21 protein-coding genes are annotated in these 23,043 nt (G+C 30.8%); 12 read left to right on the top strand and 9 right to left on the bottom strand.

Annotated elements, in window-relative coordinates:
• Genes acnA through ABXT56_RS01435 form a run of 3 tightly spaced genes read right to left on the bottom strand, consistent with a single transcriptional unit; the run spans nucleotide 1 to nucleotide 3,615 of the window.
• A complete protein-coding gene (acnA, locus tag ABXT56_RS01445) occupies nucleotides 1-2,670 on the bottom strand; it encodes an aconitate hydratase AcnA (protein ID WP_415300601.1) in 2,670 nt (889 codons plus the stop codon).
• A 6-nt stretch (nucleotides 2,671-2,676) separates the two neighbouring features.
• Nucleotides 2,677-3,267 carry a LysE family translocator gene (locus ABXT56_RS01440; RefSeq protein ID WP_415300599.1) on the bottom strand — a complete coding sequence of 197 codons (591 nt, stop codon included), beginning with the start codon at nucleotides 3,265-3,267 and terminating at the stop codon, nucleotides 2,677-2,679.
• Nucleotides 3,268-3,273: 6 nt separating this feature from the next.
• Nucleotides 3,274-3,615, bottom strand: a complete 342-nt coding sequence (locus ABXT56_RS01435) for a tRNA-binding protein (RefSeq protein ID WP_415300597.1) — start codon at nucleotides 3,613-3,615, stop codon at nucleotides 3,274-3,276.
• A gap of 27 nt (nucleotides 3,616-3,642) precedes the next feature.
• Between ABXT56_RS01435 and argE the strand changes: the two genes are divergently transcribed.
• From argE to ABXT56_RS01415, 4 genes are read left to right on the top strand one after another with little or no spacing between them, the layout of a single operon-like run.
• Nucleotides 3,643-4,833 (top strand): acetylornithine deacetylase, encoded by a 1,191-nt coding sequence (argE, locus tag ABXT56_RS01430; RefSeq protein WP_415300595.1) that lies wholly within the window; start codon nucleotides 3,643-3,645, stop codon nucleotides 4,831-4,833.
• A gap of 39 nt (nucleotides 4,834-4,872) precedes the next feature.
• The gene (gene puuE / locus ABXT56_RS01425; protein WP_415300593.1) at nucleotides 4,873-5,772 is read left to right on the top strand and encodes an allantoinase PuuE; all 900 of its coding nucleotides are present in this window, start codon (nucleotides 4,873-4,875) and stop codon (nucleotides 5,770-5,772) included.
• A gap of 2 nt (nucleotides 5,773-5,774) precedes the next feature.
• Nucleotides 5,775-6,761, top strand: coding sequence for an allantoicase (alc, locus tag ABXT56_RS01420; protein ID WP_415300591.1), 987 nt, complete (start codon nucleotides 5,775-5,777; stop codon nucleotides 6,759-6,761).
• Nucleotides 6,758-7,261, top strand: a complete 504-nt coding sequence (locus ABXT56_RS01415; RefSeq protein WP_415300589.1) for an ureidoglycolate lyase — start codon at nucleotides 6,758-6,760, stop codon at nucleotides 7,259-7,261. The genes alc and ABXT56_RS01415 overlap by 4 nt, the downstream gene beginning before the upstream one ends.
• 45 nt (nucleotides 7,262-7,306) lie before the next feature.
• On the opposite strand, the gene ABXT56_RS01410 is transcribed toward ABXT56_RS01415, so the two are convergent.
• The 3 genes from ABXT56_RS01410 to speB all read right to left on the bottom strand — a co-directional run bounded on the left by ABXT56_RS01410 (nucleotide 7,307) and on the right by speB (nucleotide 11,363).
• On the bottom strand, nucleotides 7,307-8,755 hold the full coding sequence (locus ABXT56_RS01410; protein ID WP_415300587.1) for an NCS1 family nucleobase:cation symporter-1: 1,449 nt from the start codon (nucleotides 8,753-8,755) through the stop codon (nucleotides 7,307-7,309).
• Between the two features lie 191 nt (nucleotides 8,756-8,946).
• On the bottom strand, nucleotides 8,947-10,383 hold the full coding sequence (locus ABXT56_RS01405) for an aldehyde dehydrogenase family protein (RefSeq protein ID WP_415300585.1): 1,437 nt from the start codon (nucleotides 10,381-10,383) through the stop codon (nucleotides 8,947-8,949).
• Nucleotides 10,384-10,403: 20 nt separating this feature from the next.
• Nucleotides 10,404-11,363 (bottom strand): agmatinase, encoded by a 960-nt coding sequence (gene speB / locus ABXT56_RS01400; protein ID WP_415300583.1) that lies wholly within the window; start codon nucleotides 11,361-11,363, stop codon nucleotides 10,404-10,406.
• 57 nt (nucleotides 11,364-11,420) lie between these two features.
• Here speB and ABXT56_RS01395 point away from each other — a divergent pair, with 57 nt between their 5' ends.
• The 8 genes from ABXT56_RS01395 (at nucleotide 11,421) to ABXT56_RS01360 (ending at nucleotide 18,645) form a co-directional block, all read left to right on the top strand.
• The gene (locus ABXT56_RS01395; RefSeq protein WP_415300581.1) at nucleotides 11,421-12,143 is read left to right on the top strand and encodes a putative zinc-binding metallopeptidase; all 723 of its coding nucleotides are present in this window, start codon (nucleotides 11,421-11,423) and stop codon (nucleotides 12,141-12,143) included.
• 3 nt (nucleotides 12,144-12,146) lie between these two features.
• Nucleotides 12,147-12,791, top strand: coding sequence for a peptidylprolyl isomerase (locus ABXT56_RS01390; RefSeq protein WP_415300579.1), 645 nt, complete (start codon nucleotides 12,147-12,149; stop codon nucleotides 12,789-12,791).
• Nucleotides 12,792-12,940: 149 nt separating this feature from the next.
• Nucleotides 12,941-14,077: an aromatic ring-hydroxylating oxygenase subunit alpha gene (locus tag ABXT56_RS01385; RefSeq protein WP_415300577.1), complete on the top strand. Its 1,137-nt coding sequence runs from the start codon at nucleotides 12,941-12,943 to the stop codon at nucleotides 14,075-14,077.
• Entirely contained in the window at nucleotides 14,070-14,489 is a 420-nt protein-coding gene (gene gloA, locus ABXT56_RS01380) for a lactoylglutathione lyase (protein WP_415300575.1), read from the top strand. Before ABXT56_RS01385 ends, gloA begins: the two co-directional genes overlap by 8 nt.
• Before the next feature lie 17 nt (nucleotides 14,490-14,506).
• The gene (locus ABXT56_RS01375) at nucleotides 14,507-14,902 is read left to right on the top strand and encodes an AraC family ligand binding domain-containing protein (protein WP_415300573.1); all 396 of its coding nucleotides are present in this window, start codon (nucleotides 14,507-14,509) and stop codon (nucleotides 14,900-14,902) included.
• A gap of 18 nt (nucleotides 14,903-14,920) precedes the next feature.
• Nucleotides 14,921-16,342 carry a glutamine synthetase family protein gene (locus ABXT56_RS01370; RefSeq protein WP_415300571.1) on the top strand — a complete coding sequence of 474 codons (1,422 nt, stop codon included), beginning with the start codon at nucleotides 14,921-14,923 and terminating at the stop codon, nucleotides 16,340-16,342.
• Entirely contained in the window at nucleotides 16,342-17,352 is a 1,011-nt protein-coding gene (locus ABXT56_RS01365; RefSeq protein WP_415300569.1) for an alpha/beta fold hydrolase, read from the top strand. Before ABXT56_RS01370 ends, ABXT56_RS01365 begins: the two co-directional genes overlap by 1 nt.
• A 99-nt stretch (nucleotides 17,353-17,451) precedes the next feature.
• A complete protein-coding gene (locus ABXT56_RS01360) occupies nucleotides 17,452-18,645 on the top strand; it encodes a primosomal protein (protein ID WP_415300567.1) in 1,194 nt (397 codons plus the stop codon).
• Here ABXT56_RS01360 and ABXT56_RS01355 read toward each other — a convergent pair.
• The 3 genes from ABXT56_RS01355 to ABXT56_RS01345 are packed head-to-tail and all read right to left on the bottom strand — an operon-like array spanning nucleotide 18,642 to nucleotide 23,027.
• Nucleotides 18,642-20,864, bottom strand: a complete 2,223-nt coding sequence (locus tag ABXT56_RS01355) for a 3-hydroxyacyl-CoA dehydrogenase NAD-binding domain-containing protein (protein WP_415300560.1) — start codon at nucleotides 20,862-20,864, stop codon at nucleotides 18,642-18,644. The genes ABXT56_RS01360 and ABXT56_RS01355 overlap by 4 nt on opposite strands.
• Nucleotides 20,865-20,921: 57 nt before the next feature.
• Nucleotides 20,922-21,776 (bottom strand): ABC transporter permease, encoded by an 855-nt coding sequence (locus ABXT56_RS01350; RefSeq protein WP_415300558.1) that lies wholly within the window; start codon nucleotides 21,774-21,776, stop codon nucleotides 20,922-20,924.
• Nucleotides 21,777-21,779: 3 nt separating this feature from the next.
• Nucleotides 21,780-23,027, bottom strand: coding sequence for an ABC transporter permease (locus ABXT56_RS01345; protein WP_415300556.1), 1,248 nt, complete (start codon nucleotides 23,025-23,027; stop codon nucleotides 21,780-21,782).
• Nucleotides 23,028-23,043 lie beyond the last annotated feature (16 nt).

Below are 23,043 nucleotides of genomic sequence, written 5' to 3'. Positions count from 1 at the left end.
CTAAATCATATTCCTTAATACATATTGAAGTATTCCACCATTTTTATAATACTCTAATTCGTTTTTCGTGTCTATTCTACATAGAGTTTTAATCTTTTTAATATCTCCAGAAGCATATTTTATTTCAACTTGAACATGTTCTGATGCATTTATACCCTCTTCAATTTGAAGAACTGTTATCAATTCTGATCCAGTTAATTTTAAGTTTAGCCTATCGTTCCCTTCGGTAAATTGAAGAGGTAAAACACCCATTCCAATTAAATTTGATCTATGAATTCTTTCAAAACTTTCTGCTATTACAACTTTTACACCTAATAACTTGGTTCCTTTCGCAGCCCAATCTCTTGATGATCCTGTTCCATACTCTTTTCCACCTATAACAACAAGGTCTGTTCCTCTTTTTTTATATTCCTCTACAGCATTATAAACTGGCATCACTTTTTCTTCTGGATATAGTTTTGTAAACCCACCCTCTGTTCCTGGTGCCATTTCATTTCTTATTCTAATATTTGCAAAAGTTCCTCTCACCATTACTTCATGATTGCCTCTTCTTGATCCATAAGAGTTATAATCCGTTGGAAGTATTTGATGTTCCATAAAATATTTACCTGTTGGGCTTTCTTTTTGAATATTTCCTGCTGGAGAAATGTGGTCAGTTGTAACCATATCTCCTAAAATCAAAAGTGGTCTTGCATCTTTAATAGGTTTAAACCCCTCAGGTTGATCAGATAAATTTTCAAAGAATGGTGGTTTTTTTACATAAGTTGAGCCAGAATCCCAATTGTAAATACTTGTATTTTCAGTTTTAATTTCTTGCCATTGTTTAGGGCCTTCTGAAACATTTGAATATCTCTTAACAAACATTTCAGCATTTAGAGATTCTCTTAATGTGTCTTCAATTTCTTTATTTGATGGCCAAATATCTTCTAGAAAAATATCTTTTCCATCTTTACTTTTTCCTAAAGGTTCCTTGTATAAATCAAATTCCATATGACCAGCAAGTGCATAAGCTACCACAAGTGGTGGTGATGCTAAATAATTTGCTTTTATATGTGGAGATATTCTTCCTTCAAAATTTCTATTTCCCGATAAGACTGATACAGCGTAGATGTTTTCCTTATCGATGGCTTGAATAATTTCTTCCGGTAAAGGTCCTGAATTCCCTATACAAGTTGTGCAACCATATCCAACCAAATTAAAACCAAGTTTATCTAAAAATACATTTAATCCTGCTTTTGCTAAATAATCAGTAACCACTTGTGATCCTGGAGCTAATGATGTTTTTACCCATGGTTTAGTTTGTAAGCCAAATTCAACAGCTTTTTTTGCTAACAATCCTGCTCCAATTAATACATTTGGGTTAGATGTATTTGTGCATGATGTTATGGCTGCAATTAATATTGAACCATCTTTAATTTCATAATCTGTTCCTGACACTTTTGAAACATGTTGTTCTTTTCTACTGGTTGCGTCCTCAAAAACTTTTTTAAATCCAGCGGATGCATCTGTTAATAAAACTTTATCCTGGGGTCTTTTAGGTCCTGAAATTGTCGGAACAATTGTAGACATGTCTAATGATAAGGTGTCTGTAAATTCAATTTGATCATTAGCCCACAAACCTTGTTCTTTTGCATATTTTTCAACAATATTAACTGTATTTTCATCTCTTCCAGAAAATCTTAAATATTTTAATGTCTCTTCATCAATTGGGAAAAAACCACATGTTGCCCCATATTCTGGTGCCATATTTGCAATTGTTGCTCTATCAGCTAGAGTTAAATTCTTTAAACCTTCTCCATAAAATTCAACAAATTTTCCAACAACCCCTTTGTCTCTTAACATTTTTACAACTGTTAAAACTAAGTCTGTTGCAGTAGTACCTTCTGGCATTTTATTTTTAACTTCAAATCCAATTACTTCAGGAATTAACATGGAAATTGGTTGCCCTAACATTCCAGCTTCAGCTTCTATCCCACCAACTCCCCATCCAAGAACAGATAAGCCATTAACCATGGTGGTATGACTATCAGTTCCAACTAACGTGTCAGGAAATAAATAGTCCTCGTCTTGAAATTTTTCAGACCAAACTACTTTTGATAAGTATTCTAAATTAACCTGGTGACAAATCCCAGTTCCAGGAGGAACAATTCTAAAATTATTAAATGCTTGTTGACCCCATTTTAAAAATGAATATCTCTCACCATTTCTTTTAAATTCAATATCAACATTTTTTTCAAAAGAGTCTTTATTTGCTGATTTATCTACCTGAACTGAATGATCAATTACAAGATCAACTGCAGATAGTGGATTAATAGTATTTGGATTTTTGTTTTTTTCTTTAACAGCCTCTCTCATTGCTGCAAGATCAGCAACCGCTGGTATTCCTGTGTAATCCTGTAACAAAACTCTAGCTGGCCTATAAGCTATTTCAGTTAATGATTTTTTTGTTTTTAACCATTCCTTAATTGCTTTTATTTGGCTTTTAGTAACTGATAAGTCATCTTCGTATCTTAATAAATTTTCTAATAAAACTTTAAGGGATTTTGGAAGTTTTGAAATTCCATCTAGGCCGTTTTTTTCTGCTTCTGATAAAGAATAATATTTGTATTCAGTATCATTTATACTGATAGATTTTAAAGAGTTATATGAATTTTTATTTCCTGGTTTCATTTAGTTTTAGATGTAGAACCCTATTATACAAACGATAAGTAGCAATGACATAGCATAATTAAATCGTTTAATAAAATTATTATTTGTAGCAAATTTCCTTAAAAACTTACCTAAAAATGTCCACGAAGAGATACTTAAAAATGCTGTTACACTACAAACTACAATTACCCAAATAGAGTGATTCAAATAGTTTTCCCCTTGTTCTACAAAATTTGAACTCAATGTAATTCCTGCCATTACTCCTTTTGGATTTATAAATTGAAAGATAAATTTATCTAAAAACTTTACCGGATTTTCTGTTCTTCCATCTGAAGAAATATTTGAAAATGAAATTTTATAAGCTAGATAAATTAAAAAGATTGTTCCAAGAACTCTAATAATTTCCTGAATGATTGGATAATTTTTGAAAGTTGATATTAAAGCAAAATTAATTAATATAATTAAGGCTGTGTAACCAAAACCAACTCCTAAGATTAATGGTAAAGTTTTTCTGATACCAAAATTAAAACCTGAGTAAGCTGCAACAGCATTATTTGGACCTGGTGTAAAACCTAACGATAAAGAAATTCCTATTAATAATAATAATTCTGGATGCATATAAAATTAAGCTACTGGAAGACCGTTTTCAGATTCTTGAGATGGATGGAGTAATATAACTTTTCCCTCTTTATCAATTGATCCTAAAATAAGAACTTGTGAAACTATTCCTGCGATATTTTTTTCAGGAAAATTACAAATACCCACAACTTGTTTTCCTTTTAAATTATCTTCATTATAGTAGTGAGTAATTTGAGCAGAAGACTGCTTAATTCCAATTTCTTTACCAAAATCAACTTCAATAACTAAAGAAGGTTTACGTGCTTTTTCGTTTTTTTTTACAGAGATTACAGTTCCAACTTTAATATCTATTTTATCAAAGTCATCATAGGTTATTTGTTCTTTCATATATTTAATATATAATGATTGGTAAATATGAGTACAGAAAATAATTCAGAGCTATTGTATGATAATTCAGTTAAAATTTTAAAGGACTTAATAGCTTTTAAAACTATTTCAGGAGAAGATAACAGTACATTAATTGATTATTGTGATGATATTTTAAAAAAGTTAGGTGCCACTTCTTTTAGAACTTACGATGATGAAAAAAAAAGAGTAAATTTATTTGCTACACTAAAAGCTAAAAAATCAAACAATAAGAAGCCAATTATTTTATCAGGCCACACTGATGTTGTTCCAGTATCAAAGGGTTGGAGCTCTGACCCTTTTACTGCAACCATTAAAGGTGATAAATTATATGGAAGAGGCTCATGTGATATGAAAGGTTTTATTGCATGTACTTTAGCTTATGCGCCTATTTATTCTAAATCTAATTTAGATAGAGATATTCATTTCTCATTTACATTCGATGAAGAAACAGCATGCCAGGGTGCCCCTATACTAATAGAGGAATTAAAAAAAAGAGAAATTAAAGATGGTATTTGTATTATTGGTGAACCGACTAACATGAAAATTATTGACGCTCATAAGGGATGTTATGAATACACAACTTATTTTAAAGGTTTAGCAGGACATAGTTCTGCACCTCATAAAGGTGTAAGTGCTGTTGAATATGCCTCAAGATATGTAAATAAATTAATTGAACTTAGGGATAAACTTAAGAGTAGAGCGCCTAAAGACTCTATTTTTGACCCACCTCATTCTACACTATCAATTGGTGGTGTGTTTGGTGGTATTGCTCATAATGTAATAGCAGACAAATGTCATGTTAATTGGGAAACACGACCAGTTGTTAAAGAAGATGGTGTATTTTTAAATCAGGAAATCGACAAGTATGCAAATGAGGTGTTATTACCTGAAATGAAAAAAATTTTTCCTAATGCTTCAATTGAGAAAGATATTATAGGTGAAATAGTTGGATTTGATAGAGAAGATAAGTCAGATGCTTGTGAATTAATTTCAAATTTAACAGGTGATAATTCTAGACAAGTTGTTTCATTTGGAACTGAAGCAGGTTTATTTCAAGAAATTGGGATTAGTACAGTCGTTTGTGGTCCAGGATCAATTAATCAAGCTCATAAAATTGATGAGTTTATTGTTTTGGATGAACTTAAAAAATGTTTAAACTTGCTTAATGGTATCAAAGCAGAATCTGTTTCAAATTAATAAATTGTTAAACAATACGAAGTAAATTATAATTTTTTTATGTCTAAAAAAGATCCAAGAGATATGATTGGGTATGGCTCCAAAGATCAAAAGATTAAGTGGCCTAATAATGCACGTATTGCTATTCAAATAGTTTTAAATTATGAAGAGGGAGCTGAAAATTGTGTTTTAAATGGTGACAATAACTCAGAAATTTTCTTATCAGAAATTATTGGTGCTCAACCTATAAAAGGTAGGCATTTAAATATGGAGTCTCTTTATGAGTACGGTTCAAGAGCAGGATTTTGGAGATTGCACAAACTATTTAAAGAAAAAGAAATTCCTATAACGGTTTTCGGAGTCGGTATGGCTTTAGAAAAAAATCCTGAAGTTTGTAAAGCTATAATAGAAGCTGATTATGAGGTTGCGTCTCATGGGTGGAGATGGATTGACTATCAAGATATTAAAAAAACAGAAGAAAAAAAACATATGAAACTTGCTATCCAAACTCATACAAAAATTTTTGGGAAAAGACCTGATGGTTGGTATACCGGTAGATGTAGCCCAAATACTAGAGACTTAGTTATGGAAGATGGTGGATTTTTATATGATAGTGACTCGTATAGCGATGATTTACCCTATTGGGAAACTAGAAATAAAAAAAAACAATTAATTATTCCTTATACTTTAGATAACAATGATATGAGATTTGTAACCAATCAAGGGTTTAATACAGGTGATCATTTTTTTTCTTATCTAAAAGATAGCTTTGATGTTTTATATGAAGAAGGAAAAACAAACCCTAAGATGATGTCGGTAGGATTACACTGTAGATTGATTGGAAAACCTGGAAGAATTCAATCTTTAAAGAAATTTCTAGATTATATTCTTAAACATGAAGATGTGTGGATATGTAAAAGAATTGATATAGCCAAACATTGGATTAAAAACTATTCTTAATTATGACAAAAAAAATTATTTTTACAAATGGTCTTATTGATTTAGCTCAACCTAGATTAGGTTCTAAAGTTATATTTAAAACTGATGACTTTTTTGCCTCAGCTAATAGAATTATTAATCCTTTACCTGCAGTTTTTAAGGAGGGGTTATTTGATAAAAATGGTAAATGGATGGATGGTTGGGAATCTAGAAGAAAAAGGACAAAAGGGCATGATTACATAATTTTAAGATTAGGAAAACCTGGTTCTATCAAAAAGGTTAATGTTGATACATCACACTTTAACGGAAACCAACCTGCAATGATTTCTATTGAAGGAACAAGCTCAAGTTCAAATAAGATAAGTAAATTAAAATGGAAACCTTTGCTTTCTAAGAAAAAAACTAAAGCAAATTGCCATCACTTCTTTACCATAAATAGTAAAAAAGAAATTACACATATAAAATTTAATATTTTTCCAGATGGTGGAGTTGCTCGATTAAGATTATTTGGCTCAATTTCTAAATCTAATGGATTAAAAAATAAAAAAACAAATCTTGCATCGCTATTGGATGGTGCTTCTGTAATTGCTTGTAACAATGAACACTTTGGCAAGGCTGAAAATATTTTGGCTCCAGGTAAAGCTAAGAATATGGGAGATGGATGGGAAACAAGGAGAAGACGTGGCCCGGGATTTGATTGGTTAATATTAAATTCTTTAGATGGAAAAGAAATTGATAAAATTGAAATATCCACTCATCATTTTAAAGGTAATTTTCCAAGCCATTGTTCATTACAGGCAACCTTCATACCAAAGTCAAAAAATTTTAAATCAATTGTAAATTCTTCAGTTAAATGGAAATATTTATTAAAAAATGCAAAACTATCCTCTAATAAATTACATATTTTTAAAAATAATCTAATGAAAAAAGATAAAATTAATTTTATAAAAATTAATATTTTTCCAGATGGTGGAATTTCTCGATTTAGAATTTATGGAAAGAATGTATGACGAGTTTTGTGATTAAACCTAAGATTATTAATAAAGAAAATTTTAAAAAATTTGGTGATATGATCACAACAGATGATATTAAGCCTTTAGAAATAAACAATGGCTATGCAAAAAGATATGATGGAATAGCTAATCTAGATGCTAAAAAAGATGATGGAGAATCTATAATTAGTATTTTTTCTGCTTTAAAAAGATCTTTTCCTATGAAAGTTGATATGATGGAAAAACATCCGCTAGGTAGCCAAGCTTTTATCCCTATGAAAGAAACTACTTTTTTAGCTTTTGTTGCTCCTAAAGGAGATGAGCCTGATTTAAATAAAGTAGAAGCATTCATTGTTCCAAAAGGAGTTGGTGTTAATTACAATGCTGGAATTTGGCATTTTCCTCTAATTGCAACTGAAGACATGAACTTTTTAGTAGTAGATAGACAAGGTAAAGGTGACAACCTGATTCTTCACGACTTAAACAAAGAAAACATTACTTTAGAATTTCAAATATAAAAAAAGCCCACCAGTTAATTGATGGGCTTTTAATTAAAACTTTAATTATCTTTTAGATATAGCTAGATGAACTACAGCACCTAATGATGCTCCAATTATCCATGCATATCCTCCACCACCACCTAAGTTAGCGAAGAAATCATCTAAACCTAAAATTAAAATGTTTGGCCAGACAGTACCTACAGCAATATAACCTGAAAGAACCCAAGCTAACATTCCTTTAGTATTAAAGCCACCACTGTAATGATATTTAGCTTTTGGGCTAGCATCAAACAATGCATCAACATCTAATTTTTCATTTTTAATGATATAGTAATCAACCATCATGATACCAAATACAGGCGCGAGAATTGCTCCTAGTGTATTAACAAATGGAAATAAACCCATTTGAGTGATAACAGCAACCCACATACCACCAATAATAAAACCAAAACCAGCAGTAATTAATCCACCTGTTTTAAAGTTTATTTTATCTGGCATTAAATTGGCAAGGTCATAAGCAGGAGGTATGAAGTTTGCAACCATGTTGATACCAACTGTTGCAGCAAAGAAAGCAAATGCAGCAATAATTGTTAAACCTAGGTTATCTACTTTAGCTACCATCTCTGTAGGACTTGCAACATATTCACCAAAAATTGCGATTGTTCCACCAGTGATCATTAAAGTAATAAAAGAGAATAAAATTACATTTCCTACTAATCCCCATAGGTTACCTTTTCTCATTTCATCTTCATTTTTAACGAATCTAGCAAAGTCACCAAAGTTAATAACTACGGCAGCAAAATATCCAACCATAATACCAAATACAGCTATGAATGCTCCAAATGATCCTAAGCCTTCAAAACCACCAGTTCGTTCTCCTCCAGAAAATATAGTTCCTACTTCTGAAAAAAGTCCTCCACCAGCTTTTGCCCATATTACTATCATTAAAAGTATCATCACAGCATAAACAGCTGGTCCAGCAAAGTTTAAAAATTTTTTGATAAGGTCTACACCTTGCCAAAATAAATAAACTTGGAATGCTGAAACAAATATAAATGAAACCCACATTACACCTGTCATACCAAGAAGCATAACCTCACCTTCTATTCCTGTAATTCCAGTAATTAAAAGTGCTACAGCAGTTGATGCTGCATAAGTTTGTGCTCCATACCAAAACATTGCAACAAGCCCTCTAGCCATTGCTGGAAAGTTAGCTCCAAATACACCCATACTGACACGGGCAAAAACTGGATATGGTATTCCATGTTTTACACTTGGTTTACCTGAAAGGTTAACTAGCCACATGATAAAAAATCCTGCAAGAATTAATGCAGCAAATACAGCCCAACCATTCAGTCCTGATGCTAAAAATAATGATGCTGCCAAAGTATAACCAAATAAACTTTGAACATCATTAGCCCACACGTTAAAGATTTCAAACCATCCCCAATTTTTTTTACCACTTGGAGTTGGAGCTAAATCTGAATTGTAGAGTTTTGATGATCTACTCATATTATTTCTCCCTATTATTTTTGTTACTCTTATTAACTATTTATAAGTTACGGTAACTCTAGCTGTGACATTATGGATTAAAATTTTGCTGTAAAGAATAAAATAGCACAACCTAAGGTTTATAAAATTAACACCATAAAATAAGGTTTATTTAACTAATACAAACCTATTATGAACATTAACTATGCTAGTTAGTCGTTCCAACCACTTACTACTTTAACTTCTAAGTATTCTTCTAGACCCAATTTACCTGCTTCGCGGCCTATTCCTGAATGTTTATAACCACCAAATGGCGCATCTGGAGCTAAGCCTGCACCATTAATATCAACCATTCCTGATCTTAATTTTCTAGCAACTCTATTGGCTTTTTCTTGATCTTGGGTTTGAATAAAGTTCAATAATCCATAAGGAGTGTCATTAGCTATAGCAATGGCTTCTTCTTCTGTTTCAAAGGGTATAATTGATAAAACAGGTCCAAATATTTCTGTTCTTGCAATTTGCATTTGATTATTAACATCTGCAAAAGCAGTAGGCTTAACGAAATATCCCTTATCAAGGCCATCTGGTTTACCCGTTCCACCAGCAACTAATTTAGCACCTTCATCAATACCAACTTGAATTAAAGCTTGGATCTTATCAAATTGAGTTTTTGATACTACTGGGCCAATATGATCACCTTCTTTTGTTGCAACATCAACTTTCATAGAGTTAGCAAAATTTTTTACTCTTTCAACTGTCTCATCATAAATAGACTTTTCAACTAACATTCTTGTTGGTGCATTACAAGATTGACCTGAATTTCTAAAACATCTTAGAGCACCTCTTTCAACAGCTTCAGAATCGGCATCTTTAAATATAATATTTGCACCTTTTCCACCAAGTTCAAGACTAACTCTCTTAAAATCATTTGCTGCATTTTGAGAAATTAAGGCACCTGCTCTAGTAGATCCTGTAAATGAAACCATATTTACATCAGGATGACTTGTTAATGCATTTCCAGTAGTTGCGCCATCTCCATTAACTAAATTGAATACACCTTTTGGTAGTTTAATTTCATCTATCATCTCTGCTAGAATCATTGATGATAATGGAGCTATTTCAGATGGCTTAAGCACCATTGTACATCCAGCTGCAATTGCTGGAATAACTTTTAAACAAGTTTGGTTCATCGGCCAGTTCCATGGAGTAATTAACGCACAAACTCCTTTTGGTTCGTGTAAAATATTATTATTAAGAGCATGCTCTCCTAATTTTGCTTCAAACGTATATTCTTTTAAAACTTTAATATAAGATTTGATATGACTGGCTCCTGTTCCAGCTTGTAATTGAGTCGAAAAGTCAATTGGTGCTCCCATTTCAAGAGTTATAGCTTTAGCCATATCAGCCCATCTCTTTTTATATACTACATATAAGGCTTCTAAATATTTTAAACGTTCTTCTTTTGTTGAAAATGCCCATGTCTCAAAAGCTTTAGTTGCTGCGCTTACTGCATCATTTATATCTTCTATTCCACCTAAAGATATAATGGCATACTCTTCTTCTGTTGAAGGGTCTGTTACCTTGAAATCATTTGGTTTTTTTGGGGAAATCCATTCACCATTAATATAAAAATTTTTTTTATCTAACATTTTGTGAAACTATCCTTTCTTTATGATTTTGCAAATAAATTTGTTAGTTCATAAACAATTGTTGCTGCAGCTAATGAGGTAACTTCAGCATGATCGTAAGCAGGTGAAACTTCAACCACATCAGCAGAAACAAGATTTAAACCTGATAATCCTCTTAAAACATTAACCATCTCTCTTGTAGTCATGCCAGCAATTTCTGGTGTTCCAGTTCCTGGAGCAAAAGCTGGATCTAACACATCAATGTCTATTGATAAATATAGAGGATTATTGCCTACTCTTTTTTTAATTCTTTCTGCTATTTTGTCAGTTCCTTCTATTTGAAATTCATCACAATGAATTATTTTGAATCCAAAACTTTCATCATTTTTAATATCATCCCTACTATAAAGTGGACCTCTAATACCTACGTGCATTGAAGCATCGTCTAAAAATAAACCCTCTTCTCTTGCTCTTCTAAAAGGAGTTCCATGTGTATATGGAGCACCAAAATAAGTATCCCAAGTGTCTAAATGTGCATCAAAATGCACTAGAGCAACTGGTCCATTACATTTTTTATTAATTGCTCTTAATAAAGGTACTGCAATTGTATGGTCTCCACCTAAACTAATTATACCACCAACTTTATTTAATAAATCCGTCGCTCCTGCTTCAATCTGTTTTATCGACTCGTCAATACTGAATGGATTACAAGTAATATCACCAGCATCAGCTACTTGTTGTACTTTAAAAGGTTCAACATCATAACTTGGATGATAATTAGTTCTTAAATGTCTAGAAGCTTGTCTAATGCTCATTGGTCCAAATCTAGCTCCAGGTCTGTAACTAGTACCAGCATCAAACGGAATTCCTACGATAGCTACATCACAACTTTCAACATCTCTTAATTCCGGTAATCTTGCAAAAGTAGATGGTCCAGCAAATCTTGGGACTTTAGTTCCACTAACAGGTTGAATTGGGTTTTTATTTCTATCTTTTTTCATTTATAAATAAAATGTACCACATTCTTTGAGAATGGAATATATTCTATCTTCAGAATTATGAACCTAATTAAAGCCTTTTTATTATTAATTATTTTTATTACCCCACTAAAAGCTAATACCATTTATAATCTCATCAAAATACCCAATCTAGAGATTTATGAAATAAATACTAAAAATAAACTTAAGTATTTTTATGCTGCTAGACCTTTTAGGCTGGGTACTCAAAAAAATATTGTTTGTTCAGATTCAAATAAGAAAGATTTAGAGGTAAAATATAAAATTATTCATAAAAATCTTAATAGATATTCTTATGATTTTTTAAAAAAAATTAATCTGAAATATATTGTCATGTGTGAAAATTTATCAATTTCAGAATTATATACAGCTGGTATTCCAGATAATGTAATGAAAACATTAATATTGGATATTAAATTTAATGAAGATTATTTTGAAAGAGTAATCCATCATGAAGTTTTTCATGTAATGCATCTTCAGCATAAAGAAGTTTTTAATGAAGAAGAATGGATGGATTTTAATAAAAAAAATTTTCAATATGCTGATTGCTCAACATGTACTGACAAAATTGATCTTAATACGTATATTGATACAGATGGATTTTTAACAGAATACTCAAAGACAACACCCTCCGAGGATATGGCAGAAGTTTTTTCACATATAATGTTTGATATAAATATTCCTAACAATGATTCAATTCTTCAAAAAAAAAAGGAGTTTATAATAAGAAATATATTGAAAGTGGATAAAACTTTTAAGTTTTAGGAAATGATAAAAAAAATTAGGGCCTCCATATCTGAAAAAATTCTATTGATCTTTTTAATGATCCTAGCAATATTTTCTTTGACTTCTTATATAATTATCAAAAATAAATGTTTATTTGTCAAAAATTATAATCCAAATGATATTCAATTTAGCAATCCAGAGAATATAGCAATACTTAATGCTCCATGTGGAAATGTTATCATAGAACTTTATCCGGATGTGTCTCCAAATGCGGTTGAAAGGTTTAAAACATTAATAAGAGCTAATAGATATGACGATGTTGCTTTTCACAGAGTAATTGAAAATAAATTAGTTCAAGCTGGAGATTTAGAGTTTGGTAGAAAAAATAGTTTAGATTATGGAAAAATAGGAACAGGTCAATCTGGATTAGGAAATATCAATTCTGAGTTAGAAGGTGAATTTAACTTTACAAAAGGAAGTGTTGGTTTAGCTAGAACTTTTAGAAATAATACAGAAGATAGTCAATTTTTTATAATACTTGAGGATGAACCATTGTATGAGGGTGAATATACTCCAGTTGGTAGAGTTATATATGGAATAAAAGTCTTAAATAAAATTAAATTTTTAGATAATTCTGAGTATGTTCTGAGACCTGATTTCATTAATACCTTTAAAATGCTTAATTAAATCATTTAGAAACCGTTTATTTGCATATTTTAATACTCTATATTTCTTGTTCCAATTTACTGGTTCTCTGAAACTATTTTATTGTAAACTCCAAATTTCTCCAATAAGGTTTTCAATATATCAACAGAGCTTATTTAATAGAACAGCAGATGGTGAAACAAAGAAACTTTACTAAAATTAAAAAGCCTAAAAATTTAAATACTATATTTGGACTACCTCCAGAATCTTATACTGATGAGAGTTTTTGGAAAAAAGAATGTAATACAGTTTTGTCTGATGATTGGTTGTTTGTTGGTCTGGTTCATGAACTTAAAAATTCTGGTGATGTAATTCCTTTATCCATTGCGAGTAAGCCTATATTTATTGTTAAAGATATTAAAAACAAAATTTCTGTTTTTCATAATGTGTGTAGTCATCGATGCTTGAAACTAGTTGATGAAAAAAAGAATATAGGAAAAATTATTAAATGTCCTTATCATGCTTGGAGTTATAATTTGAACGGGGAGCTAAAAGCTGCGCCACATATAGGTGGTACAAATCATCATAAACCTGATGGATTTAATTTTTCAGATCATGGATTAAAACCAATTAGAACTCATATTTGGCACGATTGGATTTTTATAAATTTCAATGGTAAGGCAAAAAAATTTAATGAGTATGCTAAACCTCTTATCAGAAGATTTAATGATATTGACTTAACAAAATTAAAATATGTTGCAACCTTAGATTTTGGAAAAATAAATACTAATTGGAAGTTCCTTATTGAAAATTTTATTGAACCCTATCATGTTCAGTTTGTCCATAAAACAACTACAAATCAACCCTTAAAGGATCATTATACTTTTGTGGATGGTAAATGTTATGGAAGTGGTATTGATGTTGAAAAAGAAGATGAAAAAAATGATAGCGCTTTGTCTGTTACATCAAGATACTTGTCACTTTTTCCAAATTTTATAATGGGAACTTATTTTCCAAACCAAGTTGGTGTTTATCTAAATATCCCTGTAAGCCCAGGTATAACTTTGCAAAAAAGAGTGATCTATACAACTGATGGTAAGAGTATGACTAAAAAAGAGATCCAAACAACAAAAGATATATGGTGGAGTGTTCATAAAGAAGATCATGAGATGTGTGAAAGATTACAAGAAGGAAGATCTTCACCAGCATCAAATAATGGTGGTCTTTTATCTCCAGTGTGGGAAAAAGGAGTTCAAGCATTTCAAAAACTTATAATTAGTTCTATTAAAAGATCTTTTAAAATTACAAGAAGGGTAAAAAATGTCTAAAGAAAATAACCTAGAGGGTTACAGGCTTGCACATACGATGATCAGAGTTAAAGATTTAGAAGCATCTTTTAATTTTTACTGCAAAACTTTAGGGATGAAAATTTTAAGAAAAACAGATTATCCTGAAGGAAAATTTACTAATGCATTTATTGGGTATGGTCTTGAGACAGAGTCACCATGTCTAGAACTCACCTGTAATTGGGAACAGAAAGATGATTATGATAAAGGTAATGGATGGGGACATGTTTGTATAGAAACGCCAGATGTTTACAAAGCTTGTGATGATCTTACAAAATTAGGCATAAATATTACCCGTAAACCAGGTCCTATGAAGCATGGGACTAGAGTGATAGCTTTTTGTGAAGATCCAGATGGATACAAAGTCGAGTTAAATGAACCAGTAAAAGTATAAATAGAAAGGGAAAATAAATGTCAAAAAAACCACAATTATATAAGTTTAAAGATATTGAAAATAGACTTCATACTTTAGAGCCAGGAAAAAGTTATATTAAACCTTTTGTGACTAGCAAAGTAAGTAACACAATGTGTGGAGGGTTAAATTTTTTAAATAAAGCTTCTATACCTTGGGATTTAACTTGTGATGAAATCATATATTGTATGACAGGAACTTTTCGTCTTACATGTGATGGGGCGTCTTATATTTGTAACCCTGGAGATGTGCTTTATATTCCAAAAGATAATCATATTGCTTATGAATGTGATGAAAAGTGTGTAATATTTTATGCTGCTTATCCTCACGATTGGAAACAACAAGCTGGTATTACATTTGTACCAGGAATAGATCCTGAAGATATGCCACAATAGTAAAAAAAGGAGGTCTATATGAACAAAAATGAAAAAATTTATTATGAAAACTTTAAAGATGCAGTTGAACGTAATAGAAAAAAAATACCTTCTGTTCATAAAAGACTAAAAGATGCTGGTGTAAAGTATATTTTATCGAGTTGGATTGATCTCCATGGTATTCCAAAATCAAAACCTGTACCAATGACTGATTTTGAACCATTATGTTTGGGTAAAGGACCTCAATTTGCTGTTCATTCTATTTCATTCGTGCCTGAACTCACGCCTGCAGATTCTGATCAAGTAATGTTACCAGACTTAGATGCAGTGTATATTTGTCCATGGGACACTACTACTGCTATTATTTTTGCAGATCTTTTTTGGGAAGATAAACCTTACAATGTTTGTCCCCGGCAAGCTTTAAAGCGTGCTGTGCAAAAAGCACAAGATGCTGGATATAAAGGAATGGCTGGGATAGAGCCAGAATTTATTGCAATGAAGTATGATGAAAATGGTGAGCCAGTTAAAGCCATTGATAATGATCCAGCTAAAGGTATCAGACCTAGACGGCAGGCTTTTGGTTACGATGTAGAACACACATTAGATTCAATGCATTTTTTAAAAGAACTAATAGATATTTTAAATGATCTAGGCTGGATGATACATGATGTGGTTGCAGAGGGAGCTTACTCTCAATTTGAATTGGATTTTCATTATACAAACCTTTTAGAGATGGGTGATAGATTGGTTTTCCTTCGAATTCTTTTAAAAGAAATAGCTAAAAAAAATAACATGTTTATTACTTTTATGCCAAAACCAACAATAGGTGATTGGAGATCTGGAGCCCACATAAATTTCTCAATGGTAGATAAAGATGGGAAAAATGTATTTGATGGTGGAAATAAATGGTCTAAAGAGTCAATCTTTGCTGTTGGTGGGCTCATGAAACATGCTGAAGCAATAACTTCAATCACTTGCTCAACTGTGAATTCATATAATGGATTAGTACCTAGAGTTGGTGGATTTGAAGGTGGGACAGTTACTTGGGCACCAACAAACATTACTTACGGACATAATAATAGATCTGCACAGTTTCGATTACCTCAAAATAGATACTGTATTGAAAATAGAGCAGCAGATATGACGATGAATGTTTATCTTGCACTTTCGATGACAATATCAGCTGCTATTGAGGGAATTGAAAATAAGATACATCCAGGAGAACCTACTGATCAGGATTTATACAATATGTCTGAGAGTGAATTTAAAAAACTTGGAATTAAAAGACTTCCAAGAAATTTATTAGCAGCAATTGAAGCTCTCAAAAATGATAAATTGACTGATGAGGTTTTAGGTCTCGTAATGAAAAAATCATTACTTGCCTATAAAAATGATGAATGGGAAAGATATCATCAAGCAGTTACAGATTGGGAAGTAAAAGAGTATCTTAGACTTTATTAATGAAAAAATATCAGGAGTTTAACTTGGGAAATGTTAAGCTTTTATCTGGTAAAATTTTAAAGTCTGCGAAATTAGTTTATAAAACTTATGGCAAGCTTAATAAAGATCAATCAAATGTAATTGTACTTCCAACTTTTTATACAGGTACTCATATTCGTAACGAAGGTTTTATCGGAAAAAATAGGGCAATGAATCCAAATAGATATTTTATTATTTCAATAAATATGTTTGGTAACAGTCTTTCAACATCACCAAGCAATAGTAATAAATTGCAGCGTGGTTCTCAATTTCCTGAAATAACGCTTTGGGATAATATTTATTGTCAGCATAAATTAATAAATGAAAAACTTAAGATAAAAAAAATTGCATTAGTGACTGGTTGGTCTTTGGCTGGATGTCAATCTTACCAATGGGCAGCTCAGTATCCTAATATGGTCAAAGCGATTTTACCTTTTTGTGCATCGGCAAAAACTTCAATACATAATCATGTTTTTTTAGAAGGTGTAAAAGCTGCATTAATTGCAGATCTAAACTGGAATAAAGGAAATTATAAAAAACAACCCGTTGCAGGCTTAAAAGCATTTGGGCGTGTATATGCTGGTTGGGCCTTCTCTCAGGATTTTTATAGAAGAAAACTTTATAAAAAATTTGGCTTTAAAAGTGCTGATGATTTACTAGAGGATTGGGCCAATGAGCACAAAAAAAATTGGGATGCAAATGATCTTTTAAGTAAACTAAGGACTTGGCAACTAAACAATATAAGCAACGGCCCACTCTATAAAGGAAACTATATTAAAGCTTTAAGATCAATTAGAGCAAAAACAATTTTGATGCCATGTAATCAGGATTTATATTTTAAAACAGAAGATAATATGTATGAAGAAAAATTTATTAAAAGAGTTTCTTTAAAACCTATTGACTCACCTTATGGGCATTGTGCAGCAAATCCAGGTAATGATAAGAATTTTCAAAAAAAATTAGATCAAAATATTGCAGAACTATTAACATAGTTAAATAGACCAATAAAAAGCACTTTTAAATTACAGGTTGTACCCAATATAGACACTATAATGCTTTTTGTATGAGGTAAAATCAATCAAGATGTATTTATGAAAAATCAGCTTAAGAAAAAGCTTAAGAAGGTCAATATGGACAGTAAAAATTTATTTGAAAGCCCATTAAAAATTTTTAAAAAAATAAAATTAGATAAGCTTAAAAATATCAAATCATTTTCTTTAACTGAAAAATATGAAGATTTTAAAAAAAATATTAAACAAAAGAAACTAAACAGAATCAAGTTATTAAAAATAGAAAAAATTAAAGAATTAAAAAAAGAAAAATTAGAACAAGAAAAACAAAGAATAGAAGAAATAAAATTAATTAAACAAAATGAATTAAATCTAATAAAGGAAGAAAAAAAAAGAATAGAGGATCAAGAAAAAATAAAAATTAAAATCATAAAACAACAACAACTAATTGAAAAAAAAAAGATTAAGCTTGAAGCTCAAAGAATCAAAACTGAAGAGCAAAAACTAAGAGATGAAGATGAGGAAAAAGTAAGACAAGAAGATTTAAGATTAAAAGAAGAAAAACTAAGACTAGAATTTCTTGAAAAGCAAAGAATAAGACAAGAACAACAAAGAGCCAAAATTGAAAAAGATGAGTTAATGTCTCTTGAGAGACAGAATGCTCGTGAAGCTCAACAAAAAATAAAAGATGAGGAGGAAAGATTAAAAGAAATTGAAATTGATAAACAAAAAAAGGATCAGCAAAAATTAAAAGAAGAAGAGCATAAATTAAATTATCAAAAACAAAAACTCGATGAATTGGAACAAAATATCAAAAAAATTGAGGCAGATAGATTAAGAGAAAAAGAAATAAAAATATTAAAAGAAGCCGATGAATTAAGAGAAAAAGAGAACGAATTTAGGCTAAAAGAAAAATTAGAAATAGAAGAGCTCAAAGAATTAAGACTAAAAGATGCCAATCATAGAAAAACAGAAGAAGAATTAAAATTAAAAGAAGAAGAGATAAGATTGGAAGATCTAAGAGAAAAAAAAATAACTGAAGCTCGGTTTCTTGAGGAAAAAAGAGTCAAAGATGAAGAAGAAAGAATAAAAGAATGGGAAAGGAAATTTGATAAGGAACAAATAGCCAAAGAAGAGGAATTGATAAAGAAATTTAATGACCAATTAATTAGAGAAAAAAAAGAAAATGAAAAGATAATAGAATTTAAAAAAGAAGAAGTTGTAGAAGAAATAATAGATAATGAGTTAAAGAAAGAAGAAGATAGAAAATATTAGTTAATTAAAGGTTTTCCTGTTGCTAATGTGTGTTTAATACGATCTTGTGTTTCTTTTGTTTCAATTAGTCTCATGAAAGCATCTAATTCTAACTTAAATAAATCATCTTCTGATAAAATTTTATCAGTAGTTGTATCTCCTCCACTCAAGACATAAGCCAATTCCTTTGCAACTGTAACACCGTGCTCACGAATTATTTTTTCATTGTAAAGTTTTTCTACAATTTTATTCATTTCTATTAAGACTTTTTTTCCTGGAAGATTAAATTCTGTCTCCAACGGAGCTTTAAATTCTTTATTACTATTTAAGATTTTTTTTGAAACTTCTAATAAACTATTTCTGTTCATTATTTTTTTATCTTCAGGTTTTAAGTATTTTAATGGTTCTGCCTCAACTGGTGAAGTTGCAGTTTTTCCATATCCAATAATATCAAATACTTTAAGAGGAGCATAATGAGGATCTTTTTTAGCTTTATCTGTATCAAGCCATCTTGCTAACATTTCCTTACATCCACCACCAGCTGGTATTAACCCAACTATTGTTTCCACTAATCCAACTACAATGTTTGTATGTGAGGCTACAAAATTACTTTGGACCATAACTTCAAATCCACCACCAAGTGTTAATCCTGATGGTGCAGAAACAACAGGGTGATTAGAATACTTAAGGTGTTTGCAGGTTTCTTGAAAATATCTAATAAATTTTTCTATAGATTTAAAATCATTCTTATTTGCAAAATCCATCGTATAACTTAAATTTACTCCAGCAGAAAACTGCATACTTTCATTTATTATAATCAAAGGTTTATCTGTAGCTTTTTTTAAAGCATCCATTGAGTCATAATCTAGCGCATTTGCTTTAGTTGTAAACTCGACAATATTAAAATCATTAAATCTATATATCTGAGCAGAGCTATTTCCATCTACGCTTACTGCTTTCTTTTTTTCTTTTCCAAATGTTTCAATGTCAGTATATTTTTGTCTAGATCCATAAAAATCTTGATTTTTGCTTTGAAATAGATTTTCTAAAAAAACATTTCCTTTAAAGTCATCGATCTTATCAAAAAAAGTTTCAACTCCAATTTCTTCTAACATTTCAAAAGGGCCTTTAGTCCAATTAAAGCCTAACCTCATTGCTTCATCGATATCATTAAAATCTTTTGTAATTGATGGAACTAAAGAAGAAGCATACTTAATAATCTTAGAAATAACAGACCAAGCATACTCACCATACCTGTCTTCTCTTGAGATTAATTTTTTAAGATCAACTTTATCTGATTTAATATTAATCTTTTTACTTGCTACATACCTTCTAGTTTCAAGATTAATTGCTTCCATGACTTTAACTTCACCAGTTTTATTAACCCGATAAAACCCTCCCTTACCTTTTCTACCAGTGTACCCAGTTTCTATTAAGGTTTTTACTAGAGGAATTTCTTTTGCAACTATTTGAAAAGGATCATTTTCTGATAATTCTTTAATAAAACTTTTTAAAACATCAGCCATTAAATCTATGCCAATTAAATCATAAAGACCAAACACACCTGTTTTTGGTATACCCATTGGTCTTCCAAAGATAGCATCGGCTTCTTCTATGCTAAGTTTCATTTTAAAAGCCTCAGTCATTGCAACTTGCATTGCAAAAACACCTATTCTGTTTCCTAAAAAACCTGGAGTGTCATTACAAATAATTGCACCTTTTCCAAGCTCTGTTTCACAAAAACTTTTTAAAGAGTTTATTTTATTTAAATCATTATTTTCATTTTTAACTATCTCTAATAACCCCATGTATCTTACTGGGTTAAAAAAGTGAGTAATACAAAAATCTTTTTTTTCCTCTTTTGATAAATGTTCAGATAAAACCTTAATAGGTATAGATGAGGTATTTGAGGAAACTATCGCACCTTTTTTTCTTTCCATAAATATTTTTTTATAAATATCATGTTTAATATCTATTCTTTCAACGACAGCTTCCACTACCCAGTCTGCTTCTTTTACTTCTGAAAAATTGTCTGAGATATTACCAACTTTGATATTATTTATCTTTGATTTATCAAGCAATAGGGGAGGTTTTGATTTATGAATTCTGTCTCTTGCTTTTTCACTTATTTCTGTTTTTAAATCTAATAAAGTTACTGGTATATTTGCATTACATAAATGTGCTGCAATTCCACTACCCATTGTCCCAGAACCTATAACTACCACTTTTTTAATTTGCATAAGATCTTATAATTGAAAAGTTACTTATAATAAAAAAAATAAATTTAGTAAAATAAATTACTGATTAATCCCTCTTAGTCTCTCAGATCTTCTTCTAAGTAATTCAGCTGTAACTAGAATTAAGGTAGACATTATGATTAAACAAGTTGCCACAGCCATTATTGTTGGGCTTAATTGTTCTCTTAGTCCAACCCACATTTGAATCGGAATAGTGGTATTTTCAAGTCCTGCTAAAAATAATACAACTACAACTTCATCAAATGAAGTTACAAAAGCAAAAAGTGCCCCAGAAATAACACCTGGTAAAATTAAAGGTAATGTTACTTTCATAAAAGTGTTTACTGGATTGCTACCTAAACTTGCGGCAGCTCTGGTAACACTATGATCAAAACCTGATAATGTTGCTGTTACTGTAATTACTACAAATGGCGTGCCTAAAATAATATGTGCTAAAATTATTCCTGTATGGGTTGCAGCTAAACCTACTTTTGCCATGAAGAAAAATATTGCTGTTCCAGAAATAATTAAAGGAACAATCATTGGTGATATTAATAAAGCCATGAACGCTGCCTTGTAAGGCATATGCCTACTGCTTAAACCTAATGCTGCAACTGTTCCAAGAATTGTTGAGCCAATAGTTGCAAAGAAAGCAATGATAATACTATTTTTTGCAGCAAGTCCCCATGGGTTTTTAGTTCCATAAATCATGTCCTCATACCATCTTAATGAAAATGCGTCTGGGTCGAGTGCTATCATTCCTTTAGAAAAATGAATGTATTGCTCTGCATTAAATGAAAGTGGTAAGATTATAAACAAAGGTGCAATTAAAAAGAAAAATACTAACGCACAAATCGTTAGATATGTGTAGTGCCAAACTCTGTAGTTCCATGATGTATAATTTGGTAATGACATAATTTATCCTAATTTAATATTATCTATCCCTACTAATTTATTATAGATCCAGTAAATAGTTAAGACACCAATCAATAACATGGTACCTAATGCAGCAGCAAATGACCAATCTAGAGAACTTTTCATATGATAGGCAATTGTATTACTAATCAAAGACCCACTTGCCCCTCCAACTAATGCAGGAGTTATATAATAACCTATTGCTAAAATAAATACTAACAAGGATCCAGCACCTATTCCTGGAATTGTTAATGGAAAATATATTTTTTTAAATGCTACAAATGGTGTTCCACCCAAAGATTTTCCAGCTCTCATTAAGCTTGGAGATATTGTTTTCATTACACTGTAAAGCGGTAAAACCATAAATGGTAATAAAATTTGAGTCATTGCAACAAAGGTTCCAATTACATTATACATTAGTTCTGGTCTAGCATCATTTGCTGCAAGTCCAAGCCATACAATCAAATCATTAATTGGGCCTTGCTGCTGAAGTAAAACCATCCAACTTGAGGTTCTGACCAATAGTGATGTCCAGAATGGAAGAAGTACACATATCATCAGTAAATTACTATATTTCATTGGTAATGTAGCTAATAAATATGAAATTGGATAAGCAAGAATGAAACAAAATATAGTTACCCAAAAAGCAACTTTGAGAGTTCTTAACCATAGTATTTTATGAATTCTTCTGTCCTCTGGTTGTTGAATTATGTTTCTCTCTTGATCAAACTTTAAATCTACACCCTTTAAATATTTAGCATAACTCCAGTTTGGAGAGGCATTCTTTAGAGCACCCATATACTCTATTTGACCCCATCTTTTATGAACTTTAATAAACTGCTCTTTATAGTTTCCCTCTTCAAATTTATTAATTTTTCTTACTGTTTTTTTTATTAAGCTACTAAATCCACCTTTTTCATAGTTTAGTCTTGCTATAATTTTACCGTATGTTTTTGTTTTTTTTAAATATGACAAATCTTTATAAAGAGCTGCATAAACTGGCTCTTCTGGAAGATCTTTGCCATCCCATTTTTCAATCGCTGTAAAGGTATTTGGTAGCATTTTAGTGATCATACGATCATCAACACTTCTGAATAACATATCACCTATTGGAAACACGTATGTAATTAAAAGAAATAAAAATAATGGCCCTACAAGCAGCATCGCTTTAATCTTATTTCTTCTCTCAGCTTTCTTTAAACTGATTTCTAAAGGTACTCCGTCTGATGATAATATTTGTTCTGTACTCATATTTTAAAATTCTCAA

It is taken from the genome of Candidatus Pelagibacter sp. Uisw_134_02 (assembly GCF_047720265.1).
Classification (GTDB): domain Bacteria; phylum Pseudomonadota; class Alphaproteobacteria; order Pelagibacterales; family Pelagibacteraceae; genus Pelagibacter.
The sequence above is the reverse complement of the archived record's forward strand: the minus strand, read 5'-3'. Positions and strand labels throughout refer to the sequence as shown.

Bases quoted from the DNA above. Each gene is read 5' to 3' on its own strand.
- argE (WP_415300595.1), top strand. From the start codon at position 3,643: ATGAGTACAGAAAATAATTCAGAGCTATTGTATGATAATTCAGTTAAA.
- ABXT56_RS01435 (WP_415300597.1), bottom strand. From the start codon at position 3,615: ATGAAAGAACAAATAACCTATGATGACTTTGATAAAATAGATATTAAA.
- ABXT56_RS01360 (WP_415300567.1), top strand. From the start codon at position 17,452: ATGAAAAATCAGCTTAAGAAAAAGCTTAAGAAGGTCAATATGGACAGT.
- speB (WP_415300583.1), bottom strand. From the start codon at position 11,363: ATGAAAAAAGATAGAAATAAAAACCCAATTCAACCTGTTAGTGGAACT.
- ABXT56_RS01370 (WP_415300571.1), top strand. From the start codon at position 14,921: ATGAACAAAAATGAAAAAATTTATTATGAAAACTTTAAAGATGCAGTT.
- ABXT56_RS01395 (WP_415300581.1), top strand. From the start codon at position 11,421: ATGAACCTAATTAAAGCCTTTTTATTATTAATTATTTTTATTACCCCA.
- ABXT56_RS01385 (WP_415300577.1), top strand. From the start codon at position 12,941: ATGGTGAAACAAAGAAACTTTACTAAAATTAAAAAGCCTAAAAATTTA.
- ABXT56_RS01405 (WP_415300585.1), bottom strand. From the start codon at position 10,383: ATGTTAGATAAAAAAAATTTTTATATTAATGGTGAATGGATTTCCCCA.
- alc (WP_415300591.1), top strand. From the start codon at position 5,775: ATGACAAAAAAAATTATTTTTACAAATGGTCTTATTGATTTAGCTCAA.
- ABXT56_RS01415 (WP_415300589.1), top strand. From the start codon at position 6,758: ATGACGAGTTTTGTGATTAAACCTAAGATTATTAATAAAGAAAATTTT.
- ABXT56_RS01345 (WP_415300556.1), bottom strand. From the start codon at position 23,027: ATGAGTACAGAACAAATATTATCATCAGACGGAGTACCTTTAGAAATC.
- ABXT56_RS01350 (WP_415300558.1), bottom strand. From the start codon at position 21,776: ATGTCATTACCAAATTATACATCATGGAACTACAGAGTTTGGCACTAC.
- ABXT56_RS01375 (WP_415300573.1), top strand. From the start codon at position 14,507: ATGTCAAAAAAACCACAATTATATAAGTTTAAAGATATTGAAAATAGA.
- ABXT56_RS01390 (WP_415300579.1), top strand. From the start codon at position 12,147: ATGATAAAAAAAATTAGGGCCTCCATATCTGAAAAAATTCTATTGATC.
- acnA (WP_415300601.1), bottom strand. From the start codon at position 2,670: ATGAAACCAGGAAATAAAAATTCATATAACTCTTTAAAATCTATCAGT.
- ABXT56_RS01440 (WP_415300599.1), bottom strand. From the start codon at position 3,267: ATGCATCCAGAATTATTATTATTAATAGGAATTTCTTTATCGTTAGGT.
- puuE (WP_415300593.1), top strand. From the start codon at position 4,873: ATGTCTAAAAAAGATCCAAGAGATATGATTGGGTATGGCTCCAAAGAT.
- ABXT56_RS01355 (WP_415300560.1), bottom strand. From the start codon at position 20,864: ATGCAAATTAAAAAAGTGGTAGTTATAGGTTCTGGGACAATGGGTAGT.
- ABXT56_RS01410 (WP_415300587.1), bottom strand. From the start codon at position 8,755: ATGAGTAGATCATCAAAACTCTACAATTCAGATTTAGCTCCAACTCCA.
- ABXT56_RS01365 (WP_415300569.1), top strand. From the start codon at position 16,342: ATGAAAAAATATCAGGAGTTTAACTTGGGAAATGTTAAGCTTTTATCT.
- gloA (WP_415300575.1), top strand. From the start codon at position 14,070: ATGTCTAAAGAAAATAACCTAGAGGGTTACAGGCTTGCACATACGATG.